Source organism: Streptomyces sp. NBC_00271, assembly GCF_036178845.1.
Taxonomy (GTDB): Bacteria; Actinomycetota; Actinomycetes; order Streptomycetales; family Streptomycetaceae; genus Streptomyces.
This window is the reverse complement of the sequence record NZ_CP108070.1, coordinates 8,599,463-8,622,660: the sequence shown is the minus strand read 5'-3', so window position 1 is coordinate 8,622,660 and position 23,198 is coordinate 8,599,463. Positions and strand designations below refer to the sequence as shown.

Annotated in this window: 18 protein-coding genes; 5 read left to right on the top strand and 13 right to left on the bottom strand. The window is 71.8% G+C overall.

The annotated features are described in order from the left end of the window. Positions 1–4: 4 nt before the first annotated feature. The 4 genes from mgt to OG798_RS38945 are packed head-to-tail and all read right to left on the bottom strand — an operon-like array spanning position 5 to position 4,365. On the bottom strand, positions 5–1,204 hold the full coding sequence (mgt, locus tag OG798_RS38960; protein ID WP_328758488.1) for a macrolide-inactivating glycosyltransferase: 1,200 nt from the start codon (positions 1,202–1,204) through the stop codon (positions 5–7). A 46-nt stretch (positions 1,205–1,250) separates the two neighbouring features. Beyond that, positions 1,251–2,555: an ABC transporter substrate-binding protein gene (locus OG798_RS38955; RefSeq protein ID WP_267063933.1), complete on the bottom strand. Its 1,305-nt coding sequence runs from the start codon at positions 2,553–2,555 to the stop codon at positions 1,251–1,253. 44 nt (positions 2,556–2,599) lie between these two features. Next, positions 2,600–3,433, bottom strand: coding sequence for a carbohydrate ABC transporter permease (locus OG798_RS38950; RefSeq protein WP_267063065.1), 834 nt, complete (start codon positions 3,431–3,433; stop codon positions 2,600–2,602). Further along, positions 3,430–4,365, bottom strand: coding sequence for a carbohydrate ABC transporter permease (locus OG798_RS38945; protein WP_267063064.1), 936 nt, complete (start codon positions 4,363–4,365; stop codon positions 3,430–3,432). Before OG798_RS38945 ends, OG798_RS38950 begins: the two co-directional genes overlap by 4 nt. A 215-nt stretch (positions 4,366–4,580) precedes the next feature. On the opposite strand from OG798_RS38945, the gene OG798_RS38940 reads away from it, so the two are divergent. Then, positions 4,581–5,444, top strand: coding sequence for a phosphotransferase enzyme family protein (locus OG798_RS38940; RefSeq protein ID WP_328758487.1), 864 nt, complete (start codon positions 4,581–4,583; stop codon positions 5,442–5,444). A gap of 21 nt (positions 5,445–5,465) precedes the next feature. Here OG798_RS38940 and OG798_RS38935 read toward each other — a convergent pair whose 3' ends face one another. The 4 genes from OG798_RS38935 to OG798_RS38920 all read right to left on the bottom strand — a co-directional run bounded on the left by OG798_RS38935 (position 5,466) and on the right by OG798_RS38920 (position 9,902). Next, complete coding sequence (locus OG798_RS38935) at positions 5,466–6,188, bottom strand: 3'-5' exonuclease (protein ID WP_095852052.1); 723 nt, start codon at positions 6,186–6,188, stop codon at positions 5,466–5,468. Positions 6,189–6,318: 130 nt separating this feature from the next. Then, complete coding sequence (locus OG798_RS38930; protein ID WP_095852053.1) at positions 6,319–7,557, bottom strand: SAV2148 family HEPN domain-containing protein; 1,239 nt, start codon at positions 7,555–7,557, stop codon at positions 6,319–6,321. Positions 7,558–7,670: 113 nt separating this feature from the next. After that, entirely contained in the window at positions 7,671–8,990 is a 1,320-nt protein-coding gene (locus OG798_RS38925; protein ID WP_328758486.1) for a copper amine oxidase, read from the bottom strand. 96 nt (positions 8,991–9,086) lie between these two features. Beyond that, positions 9,087–9,902, bottom strand: coding sequence for a Tat pathway signal sequence domain protein (locus OG798_RS38920; RefSeq protein WP_120985611.1), 816 nt, complete (start codon positions 9,900–9,902; stop codon positions 9,087–9,089). Between the two features lie 180 nt (positions 9,903–10,082). Between OG798_RS38920 and glgX the strand changes: the two genes are divergently transcribed. Together glgX and treY are read left to right on the top strand one after the other, a co-directional pair. Then, positions 10,083–12,191, top strand: coding sequence for a glycogen debranching protein GlgX (gene glgX / locus OG798_RS38915; protein WP_095852056.1), 2,109 nt, complete (start codon positions 10,083–10,085; stop codon positions 12,189–12,191). A 60-nt stretch (positions 12,192–12,251) separates the two neighbouring features. Continuing rightward, on the top strand, positions 12,252–14,654 hold the full coding sequence (gene treY / locus OG798_RS38910) for a malto-oligosyltrehalose synthase (RefSeq protein ID WP_328758485.1): 2,403 nt from the start codon (positions 12,252–12,254) through the stop codon (positions 14,652–14,654). Here the strand turns inward: treY and OG798_RS38905 are convergent. Beyond that, a complete protein-coding gene (locus OG798_RS38905; RefSeq protein ID WP_328758484.1) occupies positions 14,614–15,861 on the bottom strand; it encodes a cytochrome P450 in 1,248 nt (415 codons plus the stop codon). The two genes, treY and OG798_RS38905, sit on opposite strands and share 41 nt — an antisense overlap. Before the next feature lie 405 nt (positions 15,862–16,266). On the opposite strand from OG798_RS38905, the gene OG798_RS38900 reads away from it, so the two are divergent. Continuing rightward, complete coding sequence (locus OG798_RS38900) at positions 16,267–17,517, top strand: M14 family zinc carboxypeptidase (RefSeq protein ID WP_095852058.1); 1,251 nt, start codon at positions 16,267–16,269, stop codon at positions 17,515–17,517. Between the two features lie 157 nt (positions 17,518–17,674). Here OG798_RS38900 and OG798_RS38895 read toward each other — a convergent pair whose 3' ends face one another. The 3 genes from OG798_RS38895 to OG798_RS38885 form a co-directional block, all read right to left on the bottom strand. Further along, positions 17,675–18,091 carry an SSI family serine proteinase inhibitor gene (locus OG798_RS38895; RefSeq protein WP_267063059.1) on the bottom strand — a complete coding sequence of 139 codons (417 nt, stop codon included), beginning with the start codon at positions 18,089–18,091 and terminating at the stop codon, positions 17,675–17,677. Further along, positions 18,088–19,455, bottom strand: coding sequence for a M14 family zinc carboxypeptidase (locus OG798_RS38890; RefSeq protein WP_328758483.1), 1,368 nt, complete (start codon positions 19,453–19,455; stop codon positions 18,088–18,090). Before OG798_RS38890 ends, OG798_RS38895 begins: the two co-directional genes overlap by 4 nt. Positions 19,456–19,605: 150 nt before the next feature. Next, positions 19,606–20,157: a DUF1707 and FHA domain-containing protein gene (locus OG798_RS38885; RefSeq protein WP_095852061.1), complete on the bottom strand. Its 552-nt coding sequence runs from the start codon at positions 20,155–20,157 to the stop codon at positions 19,606–19,608. Positions 20,158–20,440: 283 nt separating this feature from the next. Between OG798_RS38885 and treZ the strand changes: the two genes are divergently transcribed. After that, positions 20,441–22,186 (top strand): malto-oligosyltrehalose trehalohydrolase, encoded by a 1,746-nt coding sequence (treZ, locus tag OG798_RS38880; RefSeq protein ID WP_328758482.1) that lies wholly within the window; start codon positions 20,441–20,443, stop codon positions 22,184–22,186. 27 nt (positions 22,187–22,213) lie between these two features. Here the strand turns inward: treZ and OG798_RS38875 are convergent, their stop codons facing one another. Beyond that, positions 22,214–23,143, bottom strand: coding sequence for an aminoglycoside phosphotransferase family protein (locus OG798_RS38875; RefSeq protein ID WP_095852063.1), 930 nt, complete (start codon positions 23,141–23,143; stop codon positions 22,214–22,216). Positions 23,144–23,198: the final 55 nt, after the last annotated feature.

Below are 23,198 nucleotides of genomic sequence, written 5' to 3'. Positions count from 1 at the left end.
GCGCCTACGCGCCCGCCGACAGCTCGGCCTCGATGAGGTCGGCCGCCCGCCCGGTGCCGCCCTCTCCCGCCATCTCCTCCCGGATCACCGCCAGGCGGCGCGCCACCTCGGGATCCTCGACCAGGGCGAGGACCGCCTCCCGCAGGGTCTCGGCCGTGACCTCCGTCATCGGCAGGTGACGGGCCACGCCCAGCGCCTGGAGCAGGTCGGCGTTGCCGAACTGGTCGGCGGCCTGCGGTACGGCGACCATCGGGGTGCCGGTGGCCAGCCCCTCCTGGCTGCCGCCCGCACCGGCGTGCGTGATGAACGCGTCGGCCTGGCGGAGGATCGCGAGCTGGGGCACCCACGGGTGGACCTCCACGTTGCCGGGCACCTCCCCCAGCTCCGCGGGGTCGACGAAGCGGCCGATCTGCAGCACGACGTGCCAGCCCGGCAGCCCGCCGAAGGCCTCGACGCACGTGCGGTAGAAGTCGGGCTGCTTGGTGAAGGTGGATCCCAGCGACACGAGCAGCACCTTCTCGGCGTCCGCGGGCCGCCGCCAGTCCCCCTGCGCGGCGCGGTCGCCCTGGCAGGCGCCGACGAAGGTGTACCGCTTCTCGTCGACGCGGTCGGCGTTCGGCTGGAGGGCCTTGGGGATGAGGACGAGGCACCGGTCGGGGCGGCCCATGAAGTCCTCGACGCTCAGGTCCATGCCGTTCTCCGCGATCCAGCGCGCGAAGGTGTCGTAGAACGCCTTACCGCGCGGGGTCCGCTTGAGCGGCTCGAACAGCGGCTTGCCGACCTCCTCGTCGTATCCCTCCCAGGCGACGAGGTTCGGGGAGAGCTGGACGATCGGGACGCCCCAGCGGTGGGCGAGCACCCGGGCCGGGTACGCGGTGATGTCGTACAGCACGAGGTCCGGTTCATCACCCTCGTAGGCCGCCGCGAGTTGCGGCTCGGCCTGCAGGGCGTCCGTCAGGAAGGGCTCGATGTTGTCGATCAGCTCGGTCCCCCATGCCTGCGGGTCGTCGTCCGTGGGCAGGGTCGAGTGCCACAGCCTCGGCTCGGCCCCCGTCTCGGCGACCTTCTCGACGAAGGCGGGCGGAATCGCGTACGTCACGCGGTGACCGCGCGCCACGAGCTCGCGGATCACCTCGATGCACGGGTTCACGTGCCCGTGGGCGGCGATGGAGAACATGGCGATGTGGGCGGAGCGAGTGGTCATGCGACGACCCTAGACAAGACGAGACGTCTCGTCCAACCTGTTTTTGTCACCTCTGATAGCGGGCCAGCACCAGGTTTCCGTCCCTCACCAGCCGCTTCCTCAGTTCGGCGAGCCCGATCGCCCCGCTGTAGTACTCCTGGAACGCGGGGGTCGCCACCTTGTCCTTCCACTCGGGATAGCCGCGCACGGACTGGGCGGGGGCCGGGCGGAGGTGGGAGGCGAGGGCGGCGCCGGTCGCCCAGCCGTTCTTGGCGGTGTGCAGGGCAGGGTCCTTGAGAGCCTCGGTCCCCGTGGGCAGCATCCAGTCGCCGAGGGCGAGGCGGACCATGTTCTCCGGCCGGAGCAGGAAGTCGACGAACGCGGCGGCCTCCTTCTTGTGCGGGCTGTCGGCGGCGATGGACAGGGTCTGCGGGCTGACGCCCTGGGTGAGCCCGTCCGCGCCGGCCGGGGCGGGCAGCACCTGCCAGTCGAAGCCCTTCGGCGCCTGCTGCACGATCTGCTGGCGGTAGGAGAACCCGAGCGGCACCATCGCGTACTTCCCGCCGAAGAAGCCGGGCAATGTGTCGGAGCCGCCCATGCCGAGCGTGGCGCTGGAGGCGCTCCGGTCCGTGTTCACCTCGTCGTGCACGGTCCGCGGCACCACCGCGTCGGCCGTGTCGAAGCGGACGGTCACCTTGCCGTCGGCGCCCCGGTGGAACAGCTGTCCGCCGGTGGACAGGGAGAGGTTGAGCGTCGCCGAGACGGGTTCCCTGAGCGGCCAGGCGACGCCGTACCTGCCCTTGCCGCTCAGCCGCTTCGCGATAGCCCGGAACTCGTCCCAGGTCCACGGCCGTTCGGGCGTCGGAATGCGGACGCCGGACGCCTTCAGCCAGCCGGCGTTGGCGATCAGGACGCGTGGCTCCTGGAGGAAGGGCACGCCGTAGACCCCGCCCCCGAAGGTCACGGCGTCCCAACTGTGCTGCGGGATGTCGGACTTGAGCCGCGCGGGGAGCAGCGTGCGCAGATCGGCGAGATAGCCGCCGTAGGCGAAGTCCGCGAGGTCGTCCGAGGCGTCGTGGATGATGTCCGGCGCCTCGCCGCCCTCGAAGGAGGTGAGCAGCTGGTCGTGGACGCTGTCCCAACTTCCCTGGACGTACTCGACCTTGACGTCCGGATGGGTGGCGTTCCACTCCTTCACCAGCGCCTTGTTCGCGGCGACGGACTCCTGCTGCCAGGCCAGGGACTGGAAGCGCAGGGTGATCCGGCCGTCCTGCGATCCGCCGCCGCCACCGGAGCAGCCCGTGCCCAGCAGGAGCAGCAGCCCCATGACCAACGCGACGCACCCGCTCGCGCGCACCGGCTTCAGACACATCGGCCTTTCACGCATCGGCTTCCCACGCACCGGCTCCCCGCGCATCAGCTCTTCACCGCCCCGGCGAGCATGCCGCCCGTGATCCGCTTCTGGATGATCGCGAAGACGACCAGGGACGGCAGGGTCGCGAGGGTCGCCGCCGCGGCGAGCGGGCCGAGGTCCGCGACCCCCTCCGCCCCGATGAAGTGCGTGAGGACGACCGGGAGGGTCTGTCTCTCGGGGGTCTTGAGCAGCACGAGCGCGAAGAAGAACTCGTTCCACGCGCTGATGAACGCGAACAGCGCCGTCGCCACGATGCCGGGCGCGAGCAGCGGAGCGGTGACGGAAAGGAGCGTCCGCGCCCTTCCCGCGCCGTCGACCGCCGCGGCCTCCTCCAGCTCGGCGGGCACGGCCCGTACGTACCCCACCAGCATCCACAGCGCGAACGGCAGCGCCCACACCACGTACACCATGACCAGCCCGAGGAGGGAGTCGATCAGCCGAAGGTTCTTCAGGACCAGGAACAGCGGGATGATCACGAGCACGAACGGGAACGCCTGGCTGACCACGACCCACCCCGTGGCGGCCTTCGCCATCGGGGTGCGGTGGCGCGCCATGACGTAGGCCATGGGGGTCGCGATCAGTACGGCGACGACCGCCGCGCCGAGGGCCGCGAGCAGCGAGTTGAGCGCGGCGTGCAGCAGCGGCTGCTCGTCGAAGGCCTGGCGGAAGTTGGCGAGGGTGGGGCTCCGGGGGATCCAGGTGGGGTGGAGACTGGCCAGCTCGCGGGCCGGTTTGAACGCGGTGGAGATCAGCCAGAGGAAGGGGAAGGCCAGGAAGACGAGATAGGCGAGCAGGGCGAGGTACTGGCCGGCGCGGGCCCCTTTGCGGGTCTTCACGCGTCCTCGTCTCCCTTCAGCCGGCCTGCCAGCCGGATCGCGAGCAGCACCGAGATCACCGCGACCATCACGCAGCCCATGGCCGCCGCGTAGCCGAACTGCCCGTAGCGGAAGGCCTCTTCGTAGGCGAAGAGCATGGGGAGCCGGGTCCGGCCGCCGGGTCCGCCGTTGGTCAGCACATAAACCAGGGCGAAGGAATTGAAGTTCCAGATGAAGTTCAGCGCCGTGATGGCGAGGGCGATCGGTCTCAGGGCGGGCCAGGTGACGGTCAGGAAGCGGCGCCAGGCGCCCGCGCCGTCCATCGCGGCCGCCTCGTGGAGTTCGCGCGGGGTGTTCTGCAGCCCTGCCAGCAGCGCGACCGTGGTCTGCGGCATGCCCGCCCAGACGCCGACGACGATCACCGCGGGCAGGGCGGTGCCGAGACCGCTCAGCCAGTCGTGGCCGTCGCCGAGGCCGAGGTCGCGCAGGGTCTCGTTGAGGATGCCCGCGTCGGGGTTGTAGACGAGCCGCCACATGATGCCGACGACGACCTCGGGCATGGCCCAGGGAATGATCGCGAGGGCGCGGGCGAGCGGACGCAGGCGGAGGTCCTGGTCGAGAAGAAGCGCGAGCCCCAGTGCGAGGAGGAACTGCGGCACGGTCACCCCGACCGCCCACAGCAGTCCGATCCGGAACGAGTCCCAGAACAGGGTGTCGTGCAGCAGGTCCTGGAAGTTGAGCGCCCCGATCCACTGGGTGGGCGCGGTCCGGCCCGACTGCGCGTCGGTGAACGCCAGCGCGATCCCGTAGAGCAGCGGTCCGACGCTGAGCACCAGGATCGGGATCAGCGCGGGCAGCACCAGGAACCAGGCTCCGTGGTCGACGGGGCGCCGCCTCCCGCCCGTATCGGGGGTGCGCGTCGCCGGCCGCCTGATCGCGCTCGCCAATGTCATGGAATCGGCTCCTTTGCGCGACTCGTGGCGGTCTGGCCGTCCCGGCGGCCCCCGTCATGGTCCTGACGAAGACGGAGGTCGTCAAGACACCTCGCACGCGGTCCGACCTGTGCGAATGCGACACTGGCCGACGGATGGCGGGAACGCGACGCCTTACCCGAAGGTCGTACACGAAGGTCGTGCACGGGCTGTGCGCGAGGACACGGAGGCGAAGGATGGACGAGGCACGGGCGCGGGACGTACTGGCCGCGGCCGAGGTGGCGCCCAGGCCGGCGCGGGACGCGAAGCTCCTCGCCCTGGGCGAGAACGCGGTGTTCGCCGCCGGTGACCTGGTGGTCAAGGTGGGACGCGATGCCGAACTCCTCGACCGCGCCCGGCGGGAACTGGACATCGCCGCATGGCTCGCCGAGGCGGGCGTCCCCGCGGTGCGGGCGGCCGCGACCGAGGCTCTGCTGGTGGACGGCCACCCGGTGACGGTGTGGCACCGGCTGCCCGATCCCGTACGCCCCGCCGAGCCGCGGGATTTGGCCGAACTGCTACGGGTGGTGCACGCACTGCCCTCCCCCTCCTTCCCCCTGCCGCCCCGCGAGCTGCTGGGCGGGGTGGAGCGCTGGCTGCGGCTCGCGGGCGAGGCGATCGATCCCGCGGACGCGGCATATCTGCGGGCGCGGCGCGACGGCTTCGCGGCCGCCGCGGCCGCGCTCACCCCGCATCTCGTGCCGGGCCCGATCCATGGCGACGCGCTGCCCCGCAATGTGCACGTGGGTCCCGACGGCCCGGTCCTGGTCGACCTGGAGACCTTCTCCGCCGATCTGCGCGAGCACGACCTGGTGGTCATGGCGCTGTCCCGCGACCGCTACGGGCTGCCCGCCGAGGCGTACGACTCCTTCACCGAGGTCTACGGCTGGGATGTGCGCGCGTGGGAGGGCTGCTCCGTGCTCCGGGGCGCCCGCGAGACCGCCAGCTGCGCCTGGGTGGCCCAGCACGCGCCGAGCAATCCCAAGGCCCTCGCCGAGTTCGAGCGGCGGGTGGCGTCGCTGCGGGACGGGGACGAGACCGTGCGCTGGTACCCCTTCTGACCTAGACCTTCTGGTCCTGACCTAGACCTTCTGGTCCGCCAGGTCCCGCATCGGCCATGTCCCGTCGACCACCGCGTCCGCCTCTCCCTTGCGGCGCAGGAAGCTCTGGAAGTCGGCCGCCCACTCGGCGTACCACTCGATCTGACGGCGGTGCAGCTCCGCGGGGCCGAGGGCCGCGACCTTCGGGTGGCGGTCGGCTATCGCACGGGCGAGCCGGGCCGCGGCGAGGGCGTCGGCCGAGGCGTCGTGGGCGGAGTCCAGCGACACGCCGTACTCCGTGCAGACCGCTTCGAGGTTGCGCTTGCCTCGGCGGTAGCGGTCGACGGAGCGGTCGATCGTGTACGGGTCGACGACCGGCGCGGGGTCGGTCCCGCCGAGCCGCTCACGCAACGACGGCAGCCCGTACCTGCGCAGTTCGGCGGAGAGCAGGGTCAGGTCGAAGGCCGCGTTGTACGCCACGACCGGGACGCCGCTCTTCCAGTATCCGGTGAGGACGCCGGCGATCGCGTCGGCGACCTGGTCGGCGGGCCTGCCCTCCGCCGCCGCCCGCTCGTTCGAAATCCCGTGCACCGCCACCGCGTCCGCCGGAATCTCCACGCCCGGATCGGCCAGCCACTCACGGCGCCCTATCGGCTCTCCGTCCTTGACCTCGATCACGGCACCCGTGACGATGCGCGCCTCGCGCGGATCGGTCCCGGTCGTCTCCAGGTCGAAGCCGATCAGCAGCTCCCGGTGCCAGCCCATGGGCGGCCCCCCTTCTTCGTGGTGCTTTCCCCCAGTGGTCTCCACGATCGCACGAGCCACTGACAGTCCGAGGACCGCGTTCCGCTTCCCGCGCCGGACACGACGTCACGACCCCGGTCGAGGGAACACTTCAGGACACCGGACGCGAATCCGCCCAAGCCACCTCGAACTCCTCGCGGTATGTCGGGAAAAGGCCCTCTTCCCCGATCTCGTCCGGTTTGACCACCCGACCACCGCCGCGCAGCACCAGCACCGGTGCCTCCATGCCGCGGGCGCGGCGCAGATACGACTGCACGATCGCGATGCCGTCGGAGCCGTCCCCGTCGACGAGGTACGCCGTGAAGCGCGGCGTCTCGTCGTACACCTGGATCTCGAACGCGCCGGGGTCGCGCAGCCGGGCCCGCACCCGCCGCATGTGCAGGATGTTCATCTCCACGGCCCGGCTCAACTCGCCCCGCTTGAGGCCAAGTTCGCGCTCGCGCCGCTTGACCGCGCTGGATGCCGGGTTCAGGAAGAGTAGCCGCACCCGGCAGCCCGTCTCGGCGAGGCGCACGAGCCGCCGCCCGGAGAAGTTCTGCACCAGCAGGTTCAGGCCGATGCCGATGGCGTCGAGGCGGCGGGCGCCGCCGAAGAGATCCTCGGCGGGGAACTGGCGCAGCAGCCGCACCCGGTCGGAGTGCACGCCGACCACGTCCGCGTACCGGTCGCCGACCAGGTTCTCGACGGCGTCGACGGGCAGCCGGCGCGCGGAGGGCACGTCGCTGCCGGCGCCGAGGATCTCCAGGAGCTTGGCCGCGGCGCGCTCGGCCTGCCCCAGGACCGCCTCGGACAGGGCCCGGTTGCGCGAGACCACGTTCCGGGTGACTTCCAGTTCGTCCAGCGCGAGTTCGACGTCCCGACGCTCGTCGAAGTAGGGCTCGAAGCACGGCCAGTGCTGCACCATCAGCTCGCGCAGCTGGGGCAGGGTGAGGAAGCTGAGCACGTTGTCGTCGGCCGGGTCGAGCAAGTAGCCCTTGCGGCGGCTGACTTCGCGTACGGCGACCGCGCGCTGCACCCACTCCTGCCCGGCGGGTCCGGCGGCGGCGACCACCCAGTCGTCGCCGTGGACGGGCTCGTAGATGGGACGCAGAACAGCGGCCACGACCGCGCGCAGCCGCTGTTCGACCAGGTTCAGCCAGATGTAGGCACGGCCGGCTCGCTGGGCGCGCGTACGCACCTCACGCCAGGCGTCGGCGCCCCAGTCCAGTTCCGGTCCAATGGATCCCATCTCCATCGGCCGTGCCAGGGACACCGCGCCGGGTGGGACATCTGTGGAGTTCCCCTCGTGACCCTCGTCACCAGGAGGCAACTCCAGCCCTCCCGAGCCCACCCGCGCACCGCCTTCCGCTCCCCCGAGCTCTTCCGTGGGTCAGCCCCACTCAACGATCAAGGAAGGGTACTCCGGGAGCGGCGGGCGGTGCAGCCCGATGGACAGGTCGTTTCTCAACTACCGTTTTCCACATGTCCGTTCTGGTTGGCGAGCTCCGGCGGAGTGAGCGGATTCATAGCGGTGACGTCGCGCGGAGCAAGGGAGAAGCCCTGCCAGTGGACCGGCATGGGCTGCTGGTCCTCGTCGCGCGCGATGTGGTGGAAGCCCACGTTGACCCACACGATGGGGTGGGTGAGCGTCTGTCCGTTGACGTACTTGTCGACGGACGTGCCCGCTCCGGCGCCGCAGTTGAGCAGATTGTTGGTGGCGAACTGCTCGCACTTCTTGTACTCGGTGAAGTACACGTCGTGCTTGGTGAAGGGGCGGCCGAGGTACTTGGTGGTGGCGCCCGGGACGATCTCGTAGCTGCGGGCGTGGTTGTCCTTGTTCTTGCCGGTGTCGCTGACGACGCGCCACCAGCGCATGTTCTGGGCGTCGCCCGCGAGTTCCTTGGTGACCTTGGTGCGGGTGGTCTTGTTGGTCGGGCCCTCGTTGCCGTTGCGGGGCGGGCTGACGACGGAGTCGTACTGCTCGACCTTGTTCTTGGAGGAGCCGTCGAGCCCGAAGTCCAGCCGCCAGAAGACGTTGTGGCTGTGGCTGGTGGCGTAGGCCTTGGCACCCGTACCGATGGGCCAGCCGCGGCCGTCGCCCGCGTCGTAGTCGCCGGGCGAGAGGCTGCCGGTGGCACCGATGTTCATGTTGATGGTGCCGTCGTCCTGGAAGCGCCACTCGCTGATGTACTCGTACCAGCCGACCTTGTTGACGGTGTAGATCAGCAGGTCCTTGCCCTGGGTCTGGAAGACCTCGTTGCCCGTGTCGGCCTCCATGCGGTAGGCGTGGCCGCGCGAACGGGTGGTGGTGCACAGGCCGTTGACGTTCGGGTGCTGCGGGTCCCAGGCGTTGGGGATCTTCACGGTCTTGATGGTGCCGCCGGGACATTCACCGGGCGCCATCTTCATCAGGCCCTGGCCGAAGCCGGCGCCCGTGAGGTCGTCGTACTCGGCCTTGCCGTCGTCGTAGGGGACGTGGATCTGGCCGAGCTTGGCACTGGTGAGGACCTTGATCGGCTGGGCCTCGCCCTTGGGCTGGTACGAGATGTTCTCCAGGACGAGCCCGGCCTCGCTCTCGTAGTGCCAGCACATGCGCCAGGTGGTACCGGTGGAGAGCTTCTGCTCGATCTTGTACGCCGTGCTGCAGCCGGGGGCCGCCGCGGGCGCGGCCTTGGGCTGGGCGACGGCCGGACCCGCGGCCGTCGTCGCTCCGACGGCGAGTGCGGCCACCGAGAGACCGACCGCCGTCCGGCTGCGGGCACGACTGATTCTGTTCACGCGCATGACGAAGAGACTCCTTGCGAAAGCATGCGAAAGAAGGAGGTGAGTGGGAAAAGTGAACGCAGGCGGCTCAGCCGCCGGGAGCGCGTCGGTCGCGGCTCAGCCGAGCTTGCCGACCTTGCGGGCGCTCAGATCGATCACCAGTTGACGAGCATCGATCCAGGACCCGTTCCTGACCTTCGGGAACAGCCTCACGCAGCGGTGCTCACCGCACTTCGCGAGGAGCGCGGGCTGGGCGCCCGAAGTCGCCCGGTAGACCATGCTGTTGAGCGTCAGCTGGTCGGGCGAGGTGAGTTCCTTGCCCGCGGCGTCCTTGTAGTCGGCCCGCAGGCCCGCGCCGAGCGGGTCGGCGATCAGCAGTTTCGCGGCCTCGACCATCTCGTCGCGGCTGATGGGCGGCTGGACACCGTGCTGGGTGTCCGTCCGCTCGACCTTCCCGCTGCCGAGGTTGACCGTCTTGGTGACGAGCGTGTCGTCCTTGTAGTCGTAGAACGTGACGTCCGCGCGGCGCGGCGCGTTCGGGTCGTCGAGTTCACTCTCCTCCGGGTCGGCGAGGTCGACACCGATGCGCTGCGGGCCGCGCTGCCCCTCGACGTTCTCGCCGGAGGTCAACAACTGCCGGTTCAGCGCGATCTGTTCGACCCGCTTGGTCTCGTCGTCGGTCAGCGGGTCACGGCCGGTGCCCTTGTCGCCCTCGGCCGGGGCCCGCTCGACGACACCGGGCTCGACGGCCGTCTGCCCCTGTCCCTGTCCCGCCTGCTGTGCGGCCTGGTTGCCGCCACGCAGGCCGCCCGAGCTCTCATCGGCCCCCGCCGAGCCCGGAAGGGTGATCCCGACCATCACGGCCGTCCCGGCCACCGCGACGGCCGCACCCGCCACCACCTTTCCCAGATGGCGGTGCACTATCTTGCGCACATTTCCCCCTCTACTCCCTCTGTTGCTCCGGGAGTGATCTGAGCCCCACTGGTTCGGCATACGACGTATGCCTGGTCAGCGGGTAAGAGGGACATAAGTCATAGGAGGTTCCCTCAGTTTCGGGGAGACTCGACTCCGAGTTGCCCCCAGGGGCGCGGCACTACTGGAAGAGTCATATCCATGCAGGTCTGGCCTGGAGAGGCATATCCACTCGGTGCCACGTACGACGGCGCCGGTACCAATTTCGCGGTCTTCTCGGAGGCCGCCGACCGGATCGAGCTGTGTCTGCTGCAGGACGACGGCTCGGAGACGGCGGTGGAACTGCGCGAGAGCGACGCGTTCGTACGGCACGCGTATCTGCCGGGGATCATGCCCGGGCAGCGGTACGGGTTCCGGGTGCACGGACGGTACGCGCCCGAGCGCGGACAGCGCGTCAACTCCGCCAAGCTGCTGCTGGATCCGTACGCGCGTGCGATCAGCGGCTCGATCAAGTGGGGCGAGGAGGTGTACGGCTATCCGTTCGGGGCGCCCGACAAGCGCAACGACCTGGACTCGGCGCCGCACACCATGACCTCGGTCGTGGTCAACCCGTACTTCGACTGGGGCGACGACCGGCGCCCGCGCACCGAGTACCACCACACGGTGATCTACGAGGCCCATGTGAAGGGCCTGACGATGCAGCACCCGGCGCTGCCCGAGGAACTGCGCGGCACCTACGCGGCGCTCGCCCACCCGGCGATCATCGAACACCTGACGGAGCTGGGTGTCACGGCGCTGGAGCTGATGCCCGTACACCAGTTCGTGAACGACCACCGGCTGGTGGAGATGGGCCTCAACAACTACTGGGGCTACAACACGATCGGCTTCTTCGCCCCGCACAACACCTACGCGTCCTGGGGCGACCGCGGCCAGCAGGTCCTGGAGTTCAAGTCGGCGGTCCGGGCGCTGCACGAGGCCGGGATCGAGGTCATCCTGGACGTGGTCTACAACCACACCGCCGAGGGCAACCATCTGGGCCCGACGCTGTCCTTCAGGGGCCTCGACAACGCCTCGTACTACCGCCTCGCGGACGACCCCCGCTACTACATGGACACCACGGGGACCGGCAACTCGCTCCTCATGCGCTCCCCGCACGTGCTCCAGCTGATCATGGACTCGCTGCGCTACTGGGTCACCGAGATGCACGTCGACGGCTTCCGCTTCGACCTCGCGGCCACGCTGGCCCGCCAGTTCCACGAGGTGGACCGGCTGTCGTCGTTCTTCGACCTGGTCCAGCAGGATCCGGTGGTCTCCCAGGTGAAGCTGATCGCCGAGCCCTGGGACGTCGGCGAGGGCGGCTACCAGGTGGGCAACTTCCCGCCACTGTGGACCGAGTGGAACGGCAAGTACCGCGACACCGTGCGGGACCTGTGGCGCGGCGAGCCGCGCACGCTGGCGGAGTTCGCCTCCCGGCTGACCGGCTCCTCCGACCTCTACCAGGACGACGGCCGCCGTCCACTGGCCTCCATCAACTTCGTCACCTGCCACGACGGGTTCACGCTCAACGACCTCGTCTCCTACAACAACAAGCACAACCAGGACAACGGCGAGGACAACCGCGACGGCGAGAGCCACAACCGGTCCTGGAACTGCGGCGCCGAGGGCGACACCGACGACGCGGCCGTACTCGCGCTGCGGGCCCGTCAGAAGCGCAACTTCATCGCGACGCTGATGCTCTCCCAGGGCGTGCCGATGCTCAGCCACGGCGACGAGTTCGCGCGCACCCAGAACGGCAACAACAACGCCTACTGCCAGGACAGCGAGCTGGCCTGGGTGCCGTGGCCCGAGGGCGACGGCGAGCTGCTGGACTTCACGCGCGCGATGGTGTGGCTGCGCCGCGACCACCCGGTCTTCCGGCGGCGCCGGTTCTTCCACGGCCGCCCCGTCCAGGGCACCCACGACGAGCTGTCCGACATCGCGTGGTTCACCCCGGCGGGCACCGAGATGACCCAGCGCGACTGGGGCTCCACACAGGCGCAGGCACTGTCGGTCTTCCTCAACGGCAACGCGATCTCCGAGCCGGGCCCGCGCGGTGAGCACATCGCCGACGACTCCTTCCTGCTGATGTTCAACGCCTCGCCCAAGCCCCTGGAGTTCGTGGTTCCGGTCAACCACGGGCGGCAATGGCAGGTGGTCGTCGACACGGCCCTCCCGGACGGGGTGGCGGCGGGCACGGGCGCGAAGGTCCAGGCCGGCGACCGGCTGACCCTGCTCGACCGGAGCCTGACCGTGCTGCAACGGCCCGCGTAGCCGGTCATTCGGACGTACGTCGATGACACGAAAGAGGGCGAGGCGGGTACGTAGGTCTCCATGACACCTGAGCGTCCCGAACGGGAGATCCCGGCCCCGGTGGTACCCCCTGCGCCCACCGCCACCTACCGGCTGCAGCTGCAGCCGGAGTTCCCCTTCGGGGCCGCCGAGGCCGCCGTGCCGTACCTGGCCTCGCTCGGCGTCTCCCATCTGCACCTGTCCCCCGTCCTGGAGTCGGTCCCGGGCTCGACGCACGGCTACGACGTGGTGGACCACGCGCGTGTACGGGATGAACTGGGCGGCGAGGAGGGGCTGCGCTCCCTCGCCCGCACGGCACGGGAACACGGGCTCGGCCTGGTCGTGGACATCGTGCCGAACCACATGGCGATGGCCCCGCGCCACAACCACGCCCTGTGGGAGGTGTTGCGCGAGGGCCCCGGGTCGCCGTACGCGCGCTGGTTCGACATCGACTGGGACGCCGGGGACGGCCGACTGCTGCTGCCGGTGCTCGGGGGCCGGCTCGGCGCGGAAATCGGCCACCTGAAGGTGGACGGCGACGTACTGCGCTACTACGACCACGTGTTTCCGCTGCGCGAGGGCACCGCGGGAATGCCGCTGCCGGAGCTCCTCGACGCGCAGTGGTACCGCCCGGCCTGGTGGCGGCTGGCCCGCACCGACCTCAACTACCGCCGCTTCTTCAGCATTTCCGAGCTCATCGGCGTACGCGTCGAGGACCCGGAGGTGTTCACGGCGACCCACGCGAAGATCCTGGAGCTGCTGGACGAGGGTGTGGTCGAGGGACTGCGCATCGACCACCCGGACGGCCTGGCGGACCCCGACGCCTATCTGCGCCGCCTCCACGAGGCGACCGGCGGGCGCTGGACGGTGGTCGAGAAGATCCTCGCGGACGGCGAGCCGCTGTCCGCCGCCTGGCCCGTCGCGGGCACCACGGGCTACGACGCCCTGCGGCACGTCGACGGTCTCTTCACGGACCCGGCGGGCGCGGGGGAACTCCTCGGCCAGTACCGGCGGTTCGCGGCCCCCCAGGCCGATCGGGGCGGCAGCTGGGAGGCGACGGTGCGCCGGGCGGCGTACAAGGTGATCACGCACGAGCTGGCCACGGAGTTCGACCGCCTCACGCGCGTGGCGAGCCGGCTGTGCGCCGCCTCCCCCGACCCGGAACGGCGCGACCACGCCCCGTGGGCCCTGGGCATCGCGCTGCGGGAGCTCCTGGTGCGCGTCGAGGTGTACCGGCCGTATCCGTCCACGGACGCCTCCCTGGTCGTGACGGAGGAGGCCGCCGCAGAGGCCCGGGCGGTCTTCACGGTGCCGGAGGAGGCGCACGCCGTGGACGTCGTACGGGACCTGCTGCTCGGGCGGGCCGGTGACGGGCCCGAGCACGCGGAGTTCCGGGCGCGGTTCGCGCAGACCTCGTCCGCGCTGCGGGCGAAGTCCGTGGAGGACACCGCGTTCTACCGCTATGTGCCCCTGCTGTCGGCCAACGAGGTGGGCGGCAACCCGGGCGCTCCGGCCGTGTCCCCGGAGGACTTCCACGCCTACTGCGCGCGCGTGCAGCGCGACTGGCCCGCCACCGGCACCGCCCTGTCCACCCACGACACCAAACGCAGCGCCGACGTCCGCGCCGCACTCTCGGTGCTCACCCAGTGCCCCGAGCGGTGGTCGGACGTGCTGGCCGAGGTGACCCGCGTGGGGACGGGCGTACCCGACCCCCAGCCGGCGTGGGCCGCGTGGCAGACGGTGTTCGGGCTGGGGCCGGCCGACGCGGAACGCGTCCAGGGGGCACTGCTCAAGCACGTCCGGGAAGCAGGGCTGCACACCTCCTGGACCGAGCAGAACCCCGCGTACGAGGAGTCGGTGGCGTCCTTCGTCGCGGCGGGCCCCTGCGGGCCGCCCGGGCGGCGCGTGGCGGACTTCCGGGCCTCGCTCGCCCCGCACGTCCGGGCGAACGTCCTGGGGGCCTCTCTGGTCCACCTGACGATGCCCGGGGTGCCCGACGTCTACCAGGGCACCGAGGGCGAGTACCTGGCGCTGGTGGACCCGGACAACCGGGAGCCGTTCGCGCCCCTGGAGCAGGCTTCGGCGAAGGCCGCGCTCACCACGGCGGCACTGCGGCTGCGCGGGCGGCGCCCCGAGGTCTTCGGCGACGCGGCGACGTACGTACCACTGGTGGCGGAGGGGCCGGGCGCCGCGCACTGCACGGCGTTCGTCCGCTCCGGGGAGGTGATTTCCGCCGTCACCCGGCTTTCGCTGCGCCTGGCGGAGGCGGGCGGCTGGCGCGACACCCGGCTCGCGCTCCCGGAGGGGCGGTGGGCGGACGTGCTCGCCCCGGAGCGGGAGTTCACGGGGCACACGCGTGTGGCGGAGCTTTTCGAGCGGTTGCCGGTGGTCCTTCTGGAGCGGGTCAGCGCAGACGGACCAGCAGGCTCCGGGGAGAGCGGCTGATCAGGCCGTCCGCGACGGGGTGGAAGCCCGGGGACCTGCGCAGCTCCGGGAGGGCGGCGAACAGGGCGCGCAGGCCGTGTTCCGCGGTGAGCCGGGCGAGCAGCGCGCCGGGGCAGAAGTGCCGTCCGGAGCCGTACGCGAGCTGCCCGGGGTCGGGCCGGAAGACGTCGTAGCGGTCCGGGTCGGCGAACCGGGCCGGGTCGCGGCCCGCGGCGCCCAGCAGACACGCCACGGTGGCGCCCGCGGGTACCGCGCCGACCGGCTCGACGGCCCGGCGCAGCACGATGTGCAGCGGGGGATCGCGGCGCAGCGACTCGGCCCAGGCCCCGCCCGTCAGCTCGGGGCGGGCGCGGACCAGCGCCAGCTGGCCGGGGTGGTCGAGGAGGTTGGCGAGGAACGACGCCAGCGCGTGCGCGGTCGCCTCGCCGCCCGCGCCGAGGAGCGTCCCGGCGATCCCCGCCACGGCCTCGTCGGACAGCGGGCGCCCGTCCGCCCGCGCCGTGCACAGCGCCGAGAGCAGATCGTCGCCCGGATGGGCGCGCCGACGGGCGATGTACGGGAGCAGGAAGGCGTCGAGCTCGGGGTGGTGGCCGCCGAGGTGGTCGAGGCCGGTGCGGCACCAGGCGTGCACGCGCGCGGTGTCCTCGTACGGCAGCCCGAGCGCGGCGACGGCCGCCGCGGTGGGCAGCCAGTGGCAGAACTCGGCGACGAGGTCGGCCTCCTGGCGGTCGGCGAGGCGGCGGGCGAGGACGTACGCCGTCCGTTCGACGCCAGCGGTCAGCGCGGTCAGGGCGTGTCCGCGGAACGCCGGTGAGACGAGCGCCCGGTGTGCGCTGTGCGTGCCGCCCTCCAGGTGGGCCAGGGTGCGTCCGGGCGGCGCGGCGACGAGCCGGGGGTCGGCGAGGGCGGCGCGTACATCGGCGTACCGGCTGACCAGCCACGCGCCGAACGGCCGGTCGTACACGAGCGGGAACCTCTGGCGCAGGGTGCGGTACAGGGGGTACGGGTCGCGTTCGATGCCGGGGGTGAGCAGGCTCGGGGGGTCGGGCAGCCGTCGTACGACGGGCGGTCGTGTCGCGGTCGCGAGCGGTGTGACGGGGGCGACGGGGGCGACGGGGGCGACGGGGGCGACGGGGGCGACGGGGGCGACCGTAGCGATGGGCGCTCTCGACGCGCCTTCTGCGGGAAGGCCATGAGGACACAACACCGCGGGCCTCCCACCTCGGGTCTGCGCGCCGGGGAGCGGCACGTGGTTGTTCCCAGCGGACCACCACGGCCCCCCGACCGCAGTCCTCGTACGCCCGTACGGGTGACGCCGAGGCTCGACCCTGGGACCGGCTCGCGACCGCGCACGCTCCCAGGGCTCGCACCGGACGGACGGACGGCGTGTGGGGTGGGCGACTACGAGCGGGCCGCGCCGGGACTCCCGAGGCCGGCCCCGGCCCTCGGACCTGCACGAGCGGCGCCGCGTACGCCCCTTCCGGCGCCGCCCGCCCGTCCCGGCGGAGATCAATGCCACCTGGCGTTCCGGGGAGCTGCCCCGCCTTCTCCTTGACAGTTCCCCCAGACCGTGGAGTACTGCGGAAAGCGACGCAGGGCGGACAAGTCGGGGGTGAGTCTCCTGCCGGAGTTGCGCTACCCCAGTGTGACCGAAATCGTCTCGTCCGCTCGGACGTTGGCGGCTCACCGTCCCGGGCTGTGCGCCCTCAGACAGATCGGCGTCTCGCGCGCGGGCAGGCCCCTCCATCTGCTGTCCGTCGGTCACGCCGAGCGCGCGGTCCTCGTCGTGGCGGGCGCCCACGCGAACGAGCCGACCGGCGGTTCGACGCTCCAGGCCCTGGCCGAACGTGTACTGCACGAGCGGGAGTTGCGGGCCGACACCTCCTGGCACTTCCTCCTCTGCGCGGACCCGGACGGCGCGAGCCTCCATGTGACACCGGCCCCGCGCTCGCTGTTCGACTACCACCTCGGGTTCTTCCGTCCGGCGGGCCCCGAGCAGCCCGAGTGGTCGCCCTCCGTCCTGCCGCCCGACCGGCTGCCCCCGGAGACCCGCGCCCTCACCCGGGTCATCGACGAGCTGCGGCCCTACCTCCAAGTGACCCTGCACGGCACCGATCTCGGCGGCAGCTGGGTGCAGCTGACCAAGGACATCCCGGGCCTCGCCGAACCTTTCGCCAAGTCCGCGGCGGAACTGCACATCCCCGTGGAGACGGGCGCCTCCGACGCCGCCGGCTGGCCCGCTTCCGGACCCGGGGTGCACGTGATGCCGGCGCCGGGCTCGGACGCGGCGTACCCGAGCATGCCCGACGACGCCCGGCACAGTACCTGGTACCACACCCACCGGTACGGCGGTCTGACCGCGGTCGTCGAGGTGCCGATGTGGGCCAGCGACCTCGTGGACGACCCGGCGCCGCATCCCGCACCGGATGCGGCGATGCGACGCCTGGCACACCGGCTGCTGCGCGACGCGCTCCAGGTGCAGACGGTGCTCACGGAGGTCCTGCCGAGGCTCCCCGGCCCCGACGGGCCTCTCCTGCGCGCCGCGAAGTGGGCGCTGGAGCTGGTGCCGGGCCTGGCCCACGACTGGGTGCGGACGCCGCCTCCCGACCCGACGATGGCGTACGTCGGCAGTGTCGACGCGTTCGGGCGCCGGCTCCCTTTGCGGGCCGCCGCGATGCTGCTGCGGGTCCTCCAGGAGGCCGACGACCGGGCGGCGCCGCGCCTCGAGCGCCTGGTCGCCGCGTGGAGCGACGCCTTCGCCGAACGCTTCCGGGCCCGTTGGGTTCCCCTGGAGCACCAGGTCGAGCACCAATCCCGCACGGTGGTCGCGGCGGCGCTGCATGCGCGGGACGGCGCGGCTTGACGTCTGACAGATGACAGATGACAGATAACGGATGACGGATGACGGATGACGGATCGCATCTGACAGATCACGCCTGACGGATCGCGTCTGACGGATGACGGATTTCAGATGACGGATACCGGATGACAGATATCGTCATCTGTCATCTGACGTCACCTCAGCCCGACAACGCAAACACCGCCCCCGTCTCAGCCCCCATCACACACGAGTTCGAGAATGTGTGCGAGTACGTCACCTGCCGCCCCTCCCACTCCCCGCGCGCGGAGGCGGTGACCGGGCCGTAGACCATCGAGCAGATGGTGTCGGGCCTGGTCGGGATCCGGGAGATGTCTCCCCCGGCGGTGGCGAGTTCGGCGCAGGCCTCGGCCGCGCGGGCGAGGCCCTGCGGCGGGTCGCAGAGCAGGAGAGTGCCGTGGATGCTGCTGGCGTGGGCGTCGCCGGTGGTGAGGGTGAGGTAGAGCCAGTTGCCGGGGAACGCCTGGTGGGCCGTCGCCTGGGCCGAGGTCGCGCCCAGGGTGAGCAGGGCGACGGTCGCGAGGAGAGCGTTGCGTACCGCGTGGATGTTTCTGGTCATTCCCGGTGCATCGGCAGCGCGGCCTGTGAACCCCACCCCGGCTCACCCGAATGGGAGCGCACGGGCGCGTACCGCGCGGCGAGTTCGAACGCGGCGATCACCACGCGCGCCTGGTACTCGACCTGGCGGGCGACCGGGATCCAGCGCGCCCCGCAGCCCTCGCGGTAGTCGGCGCACCATGCGTCGATCAACCGGTCGAGCTCCGGCAGCGCCCCGCTCGGGTCGCGCCCGGAGCCGGTCACGAGCTGGTGCAGCAGCCCGGCCGTGCGCAGGGCGACGCGGCGTCCGGCGAGGCGCAGGGCGGTCAGGCGGGCCGTGTCGAGCGGCGGCAGGGGGCGCGCGCCGGCGTCGTGCAGATCGGGGTCCCAGGAGTCCGCGAGACCGGGGCCGACGAGTAAATAGTCGTCGATGGGTGCGAGGAGGCAGGCCGCGTCCGGGGAGGTGTCGAGGCCGGGGCGGATCCGCCCGAGGATGCCTTGCAGGAGCCGTGTGTCGTGGCGCAGCGTGTGGCTGACGGAGCGCAGCACGGCGTCGGCGTCGGCGGGCCGGGTGGCGTCCTCCACGGCCGCCACGCCCCACATGGGGGCCTCGACGACGGCGGTGACGGTGCCGTAGCGGTGCGGATGGAACCAGGTGGACTCGACGGCGGCCTCGGTGATGGCGGCGGCCAGGTCGCCGGGGTGCGGCGGCGGGATGCGGTAGACGGCGGGGCCGAGCCTCGGCCAGTACAGGGTGTCGTAGGGCCCGAGTTCGCGCGGGATGCCGAGGCGGGCCGCGGTGTGGGCGACGCGCTGGGCGAGTCCGGGCAGTTCGCGGGTCAGCTCGACGAAGGCGCCGCCGACGTCGACGCCGTGCAGGGAGCACTGGAAGACCGGCCGCAGTTCGTCCTGGAGGTCGAGGAGGGCGCGGGTCTCGGGGAGGGTGGCGCCCGCCGCGCCCTCGGGCAGCCACTCGGGCTGTTCGAGGAAGCCGGGGCGAAAGAAGTTCCGGAAGTAGTGGCCGAGGGTGTAGGGGCCGGACAGCCAGGCCTCGTTGCGGCGGGCGCCGTCGGGGTCGAGACAGAGCAGCAGGTTCCAGGTGGCGTCGGCGCCCTCGCGGAGCCGGGGGTCGGCGAGCGCCCGTTCGGCCAGGCGCAGGGCCGTGGCACCGCCCACGGGTTCGTTGGCATGGGGTCCGGCGACGACGAGGGCCTGGCGGCCGCCGTGTCCGACGGACAGCAGCCACAGCGGGGTGCCCGCCCGTGACGTACCCACGCGGCGCAGTCGGGCGTCGCGCGGCCGACGGGCGACGAGCGCGGCCGCACGGGCGCCCAGCTCGTCCACGGTCGGGTAGCGGAGGAGGGGCGGCAGGGCACACCTCCACAAATGTGGTGCCGTCGATTCACCTGATGTACATGGTGTACGCACAGTCAGTCACGGCTGTGGAGGTACGTCAACACCGTCGAACGTAAGGGAATTTAAGGAAATCGCTGAGTGAAACCGAGGCCAAGGCTCATGTGGGTGCGGGTCGGTCGGTCAGGAGGACGCGAGGCGGAAGGACATGCGTCCGAAGCTGATCTGGTCGCCTTCTTTGACGACGGCGGCGCTGATCACCCGCCGTCCGTTGACGGTCGTCCCGTTGGTCGAGCCGAGGTCGCGCAGCACCCACAGACCGCCCTGGCGGCTCAGTTCGGCGTGGACGCGGGAGACCGTCTCGTGGTTGAGCCGCAGTCCGCTCGCGGGGTCGCGGCCGATCCGCAGGGGGTAGTTGTTGCCCGGGTGGGGCAGCAGCAGTTTGGGGAGCCGCTCGGCCTGCCAGGCCCTGCGCAGCCGTACCGTGAAGCCGGAGACCGCCTCGACGGTGCCGAACACCAGTTTCGACCAGCGACCCTCGGTGGGCAGGTCGGCGATGAGCACGGCGAGTTCGTCGGAGCGGCGGGCGGCGAGCGCCAGTTCCATCCGGCGGACGAACGTGTCGTGCGAGAGGCGCCCGAGGGCGACGCCGTCACTGAGCGCCTTCAGCGCCCGGTCGCGCTCCGCGTCGGACAGCCGCGCGGGGTACGTGTGGAACTCGAAAGACGACGTCACGAAGGTGATTGTCGGCCAGTAGGAGCGGGGTGTCCAGAAGACCCGGAAAAGGCCGCTGCCGCCTACAGGTGGGTTCCACGCGTCCATCACGTGGCAAACACGCGGCAAAAGGGTGGATTCGAAAGCGAATTGATCTCGTGTGAAGCACCATGGACGTGCTACGTCACGACATGTTGCGTCACCCACGTCGCGCTCTGTCACGAAGAGCGGACTAAGGACAACAGGCAACGGGCAACGGGCAACGGGCAACGGGCAACGGAGAGCGGACAAGGGGGAACCGTCTGTGCGGTTCGAGGTGTGGGCACCGGAGGCCGACCGGATGACGCTCCACTGCGCGGGCGCCACGCGCGCGCTGGAGCGCGATCCGGAGCGCGCCGGATGGTGGACGGGCGACGCGGACGGGCAGGACGGCACGCGGTACGGGTTCGCGGTGGACGACGGCCCCGCGCTGCCCGATCCTCGTTCGCGCCGGCAGCCGGACGGCCCGGACGGACTGAGCGCGGTGGTCGACCAGGCCCGGTACGCGTGGCGCACCGAGTGGGCGGGGCGCCCGCTGCCGGGCGCGGTCCTCTACGAGTTGCACGTGGGGACGTACACCCCCGAAGGAACGCTCGACGCGGCCGCCGGGCGGCTGGAGCACCTCGCGGAACTGGGCGTCACCCACGTCGAGTTGATGCCGCTGTGTCCGTTCCCCGGGCGGCACGGCTGGGGGTACGAGGGGGTCTCCCTGTGGGCCGTGCACGAGCCCTACGGGGGCCCGGAGGCGCTGAAGCGTTTTGTCGACCGGGCGCACGAACTCGGCCTGGGGGTGGTCCTCGACGTCGTGCACAATCACCTCGGCCCGTCCGGGAACCACCTCCCCGCGTTCGGGCCGTACTTCACGGACACCCATCAGACGCCCTGGGGATCCGCGGTGAACCTGGACGCACCGGGTTCGGACGAGGTGCGCGCGTATCTCGTCGACAGCGCCCTGGCCTGGCTGCGGGACTTCCGGCTGGACGGGCTGCGCCTGGACGCGGTACACGCGTTGCGGGACACGCGCGCGATGCACTTCCTGGAGGAGTTGTCGACGGCCGTGGACGCCCTCGCCGACGACCTGGGCCAGCCGCTGTTCCTGATCGCTGAGTCGGATCTGAACGACCCGCGGCTCGTCACCGCGCGCGCGGAGGGCGGTCTCGGACTGCACGCGCAGTGGAACGACGACTTCCACCACGCGCTGCACACGGCACTGACCGGTGAGGGGCAGGCCTACTACGCGGACTTCGCGCGGTCCCCGTTCGCGGCCCTCGCGAAGACGCTGACGTCCGGCTTCTTCCACGACGGTACGTACTCGAGCTTCCGCGGCCGCCACCACGGCCGCCCCCTGGAGCGCACGCGCGTCTCGGCGCACCGGCTGCTCGGTTACTCCCAGACCCACGACCAGATCGGCAACCGCGCCCAGGGGGACCGGCTTTCGGCGTCCCTCTCCCCCGGCCTGCTGGCCTGCGCGGCCGCGCTCACGCTCACAAGCCCCTTCACCCCGATGCTGTTCATGGGCGAGGAGTGGGCGGCGGGCACCCCTTGGCAGTTCTTCACCGACCACACCGATCCCGAGCTCGCTCAGGCCGTACGGCAGGGCAGGCGGCGGGAGTTCGCGGCCCACGGCTGGGCCGAGGAGGACGTCCCCGACCCGCAGGACCCGGCGACCCGCGACCGCTCCTGCCTGGACTGGTCGGAACCCGAAAAGGCACTCCACGCGCGCGTGCTGGCCTGGTACCGCGACCTGATCGCCCTGCGCGGATGTCAGCCCGACCTCGCGGACCCCGATCTCGCCGCCGTCAAGGTCGCCTACGACGACCAGGCCCGCTGGCTGGCCCTGCGGCGCGGGGACGTGCGGGTGGCGGTGAACCTCGGCAAGGAGGCCGCCGCGATCCCGCTGGGGCTGCGCCACGCGCGCGTGCTGGCCGCGTGGGAACCGGTCGAGGCGCCGGACGCGAACGGGTTGTGGAGCGTGCCCGGCGAGTCGTGTGTGGTGCTGACCCAGGCGTGAGCGTCTCCCGGCTTCGCGCGGCCGGGCTCAGCCGTCGCCCGGCAGTTCCGTGACCCGTTCGAGGAGGATCGGCTCCCAGGCCCGCCCCAGTTGGGTCCGCAGCAGCGGGAGCGGGCCTTCGCCGCGGCCCCGCAGGCGCTCGGCGAGGCGGATCACCGTGTCGCAGCGGGACAGCCACAGGCCGCGCAGACAGGGGCGGGCCCCGTAGTCGGCGAGGGTGGCGGCGCGAACGGCGGCGGGGGCGCCGACGGCGATCGCGAGCCCGGCGATGTCCTCGGCGGGGTCCCCGAGGACCGCGTCGGCCCAGCCGAGGACGCCGCGCACCCGCCCGTCGGCGCTCACCACCAGGTGATCGCCGTTGAGGTCGTGGTGGACGAGGACGGCGGCCGCGGTCTGCGCGACCAGCTGGCCGGCGGCGGGCCGGGTGAGCTGGGCGAGGCGTCCGGGGTCGAACTCGTCGGCGGCGGCGAGCCCCTCGGCGGCCCGCTCCGCGGCCGTCCGCAGCTCCTCCAGGGAGCGGGGCGCGGCCCGTGGCACCCCGAGTGCCTCGGCCTGCCGTACGGGCACCTCGCGCAGCCCCGTGAGCAGTCCCGCGAGGTCCGCCTCCCCGACCGCGGAGACGTCCTGTGCCTCGCCCGAGCGGCCGGGAAGCCGGGTGTCCAGGGTGTAGGTCAGGCCGCCCGCCCAGTCGCCGTGCGCGACGCTGGTCGGCACCGCGACCCCGACGAGCGGGCGGACCAGGTCGCGCAGCCGCAGCTCGCGGCGCCGGCGCACGGCGGTCTCGCGGTCCGGGGCGAGCCGCAGCACATGACGGGTGCCGACCCACCAGGTGGAGTGCTCACCGCTCTCGGTGACGGGCCGGACGTCGGGGCCCGCGGCCGCCGCCTCGCTGTCGGCGAGCAGCGAACGGACCAGTCGGCGGACGGTGTCCGCGGTCGGTGTCGGTGCCTGGGTCATGGTCGCGCCGTTGCCGTCGGGGGCCTTGGACTGCCGGGAGGCCCAGGGGAGTACG

Excerpts from the sequence above, each read along its gene's own strand:
- mgt (WP_328758488.1), bottom strand. The coding sequence starts at position 1,204 with ATGACCACTCGCTCCGCCCACATCGCCATGTTCTCCATCGCCGCCCAC.
- OG798_RS38955 (WP_267063933.1), bottom strand. The coding sequence starts at position 2,555 with ATGTGTCTGAAGCCGGTGCGCGCGAGCGGGTGCGTCGCGTTGGTCATG.
- OG798_RS38945 (WP_267063064.1), bottom strand. The coding sequence starts at position 4,365 with ATGACATTGGCGAGCGCGATCAGGCGGCCGGCGACGCGCACCCCCGAT.
- OG798_RS38940 (WP_328758487.1), top strand. The coding sequence starts at position 4,581 with ATGGACGAGGCACGGGCGCGGGACGTACTGGCCGCGGCCGAGGTGGCG.
- OG798_RS38935 (WP_095852052.1), bottom strand. The coding sequence starts at position 6,188 with ATGGGCTGGCACCGGGAGCTGCTGATCGGCTTCGACCTGGAGACGACC.
- OG798_RS38925 (WP_328758486.1), bottom strand. The coding sequence starts at position 8,990 with ATGCGCGTGAACAGAATCAGTCGTGCCCGCAGCCGGACGGCGGTCGGT.
- glgX (WP_095852056.1), top strand. The coding sequence starts at position 10,083 with ATGCAGGTCTGGCCTGGAGAGGCATATCCACTCGGTGCCACGTACGAC.
- treY (WP_328758485.1), top strand. The coding sequence starts at position 12,252 with ATGACACCTGAGCGTCCCGAACGGGAGATCCCGGCCCCGGTGGTACCC.
- OG798_RS38895 (WP_267063059.1), bottom strand. The coding sequence starts at position 18,091 with ATGACCAGAAACATCCACGCGGTACGCAACGCTCTCCTCGCGACCGTC.
- OG798_RS38875 (WP_095852063.1), bottom strand. The coding sequence starts at position 23,143 with ATGACCCAGGCACCGACACCGACCGCGGACACCGTCCGCCGACTGGTC.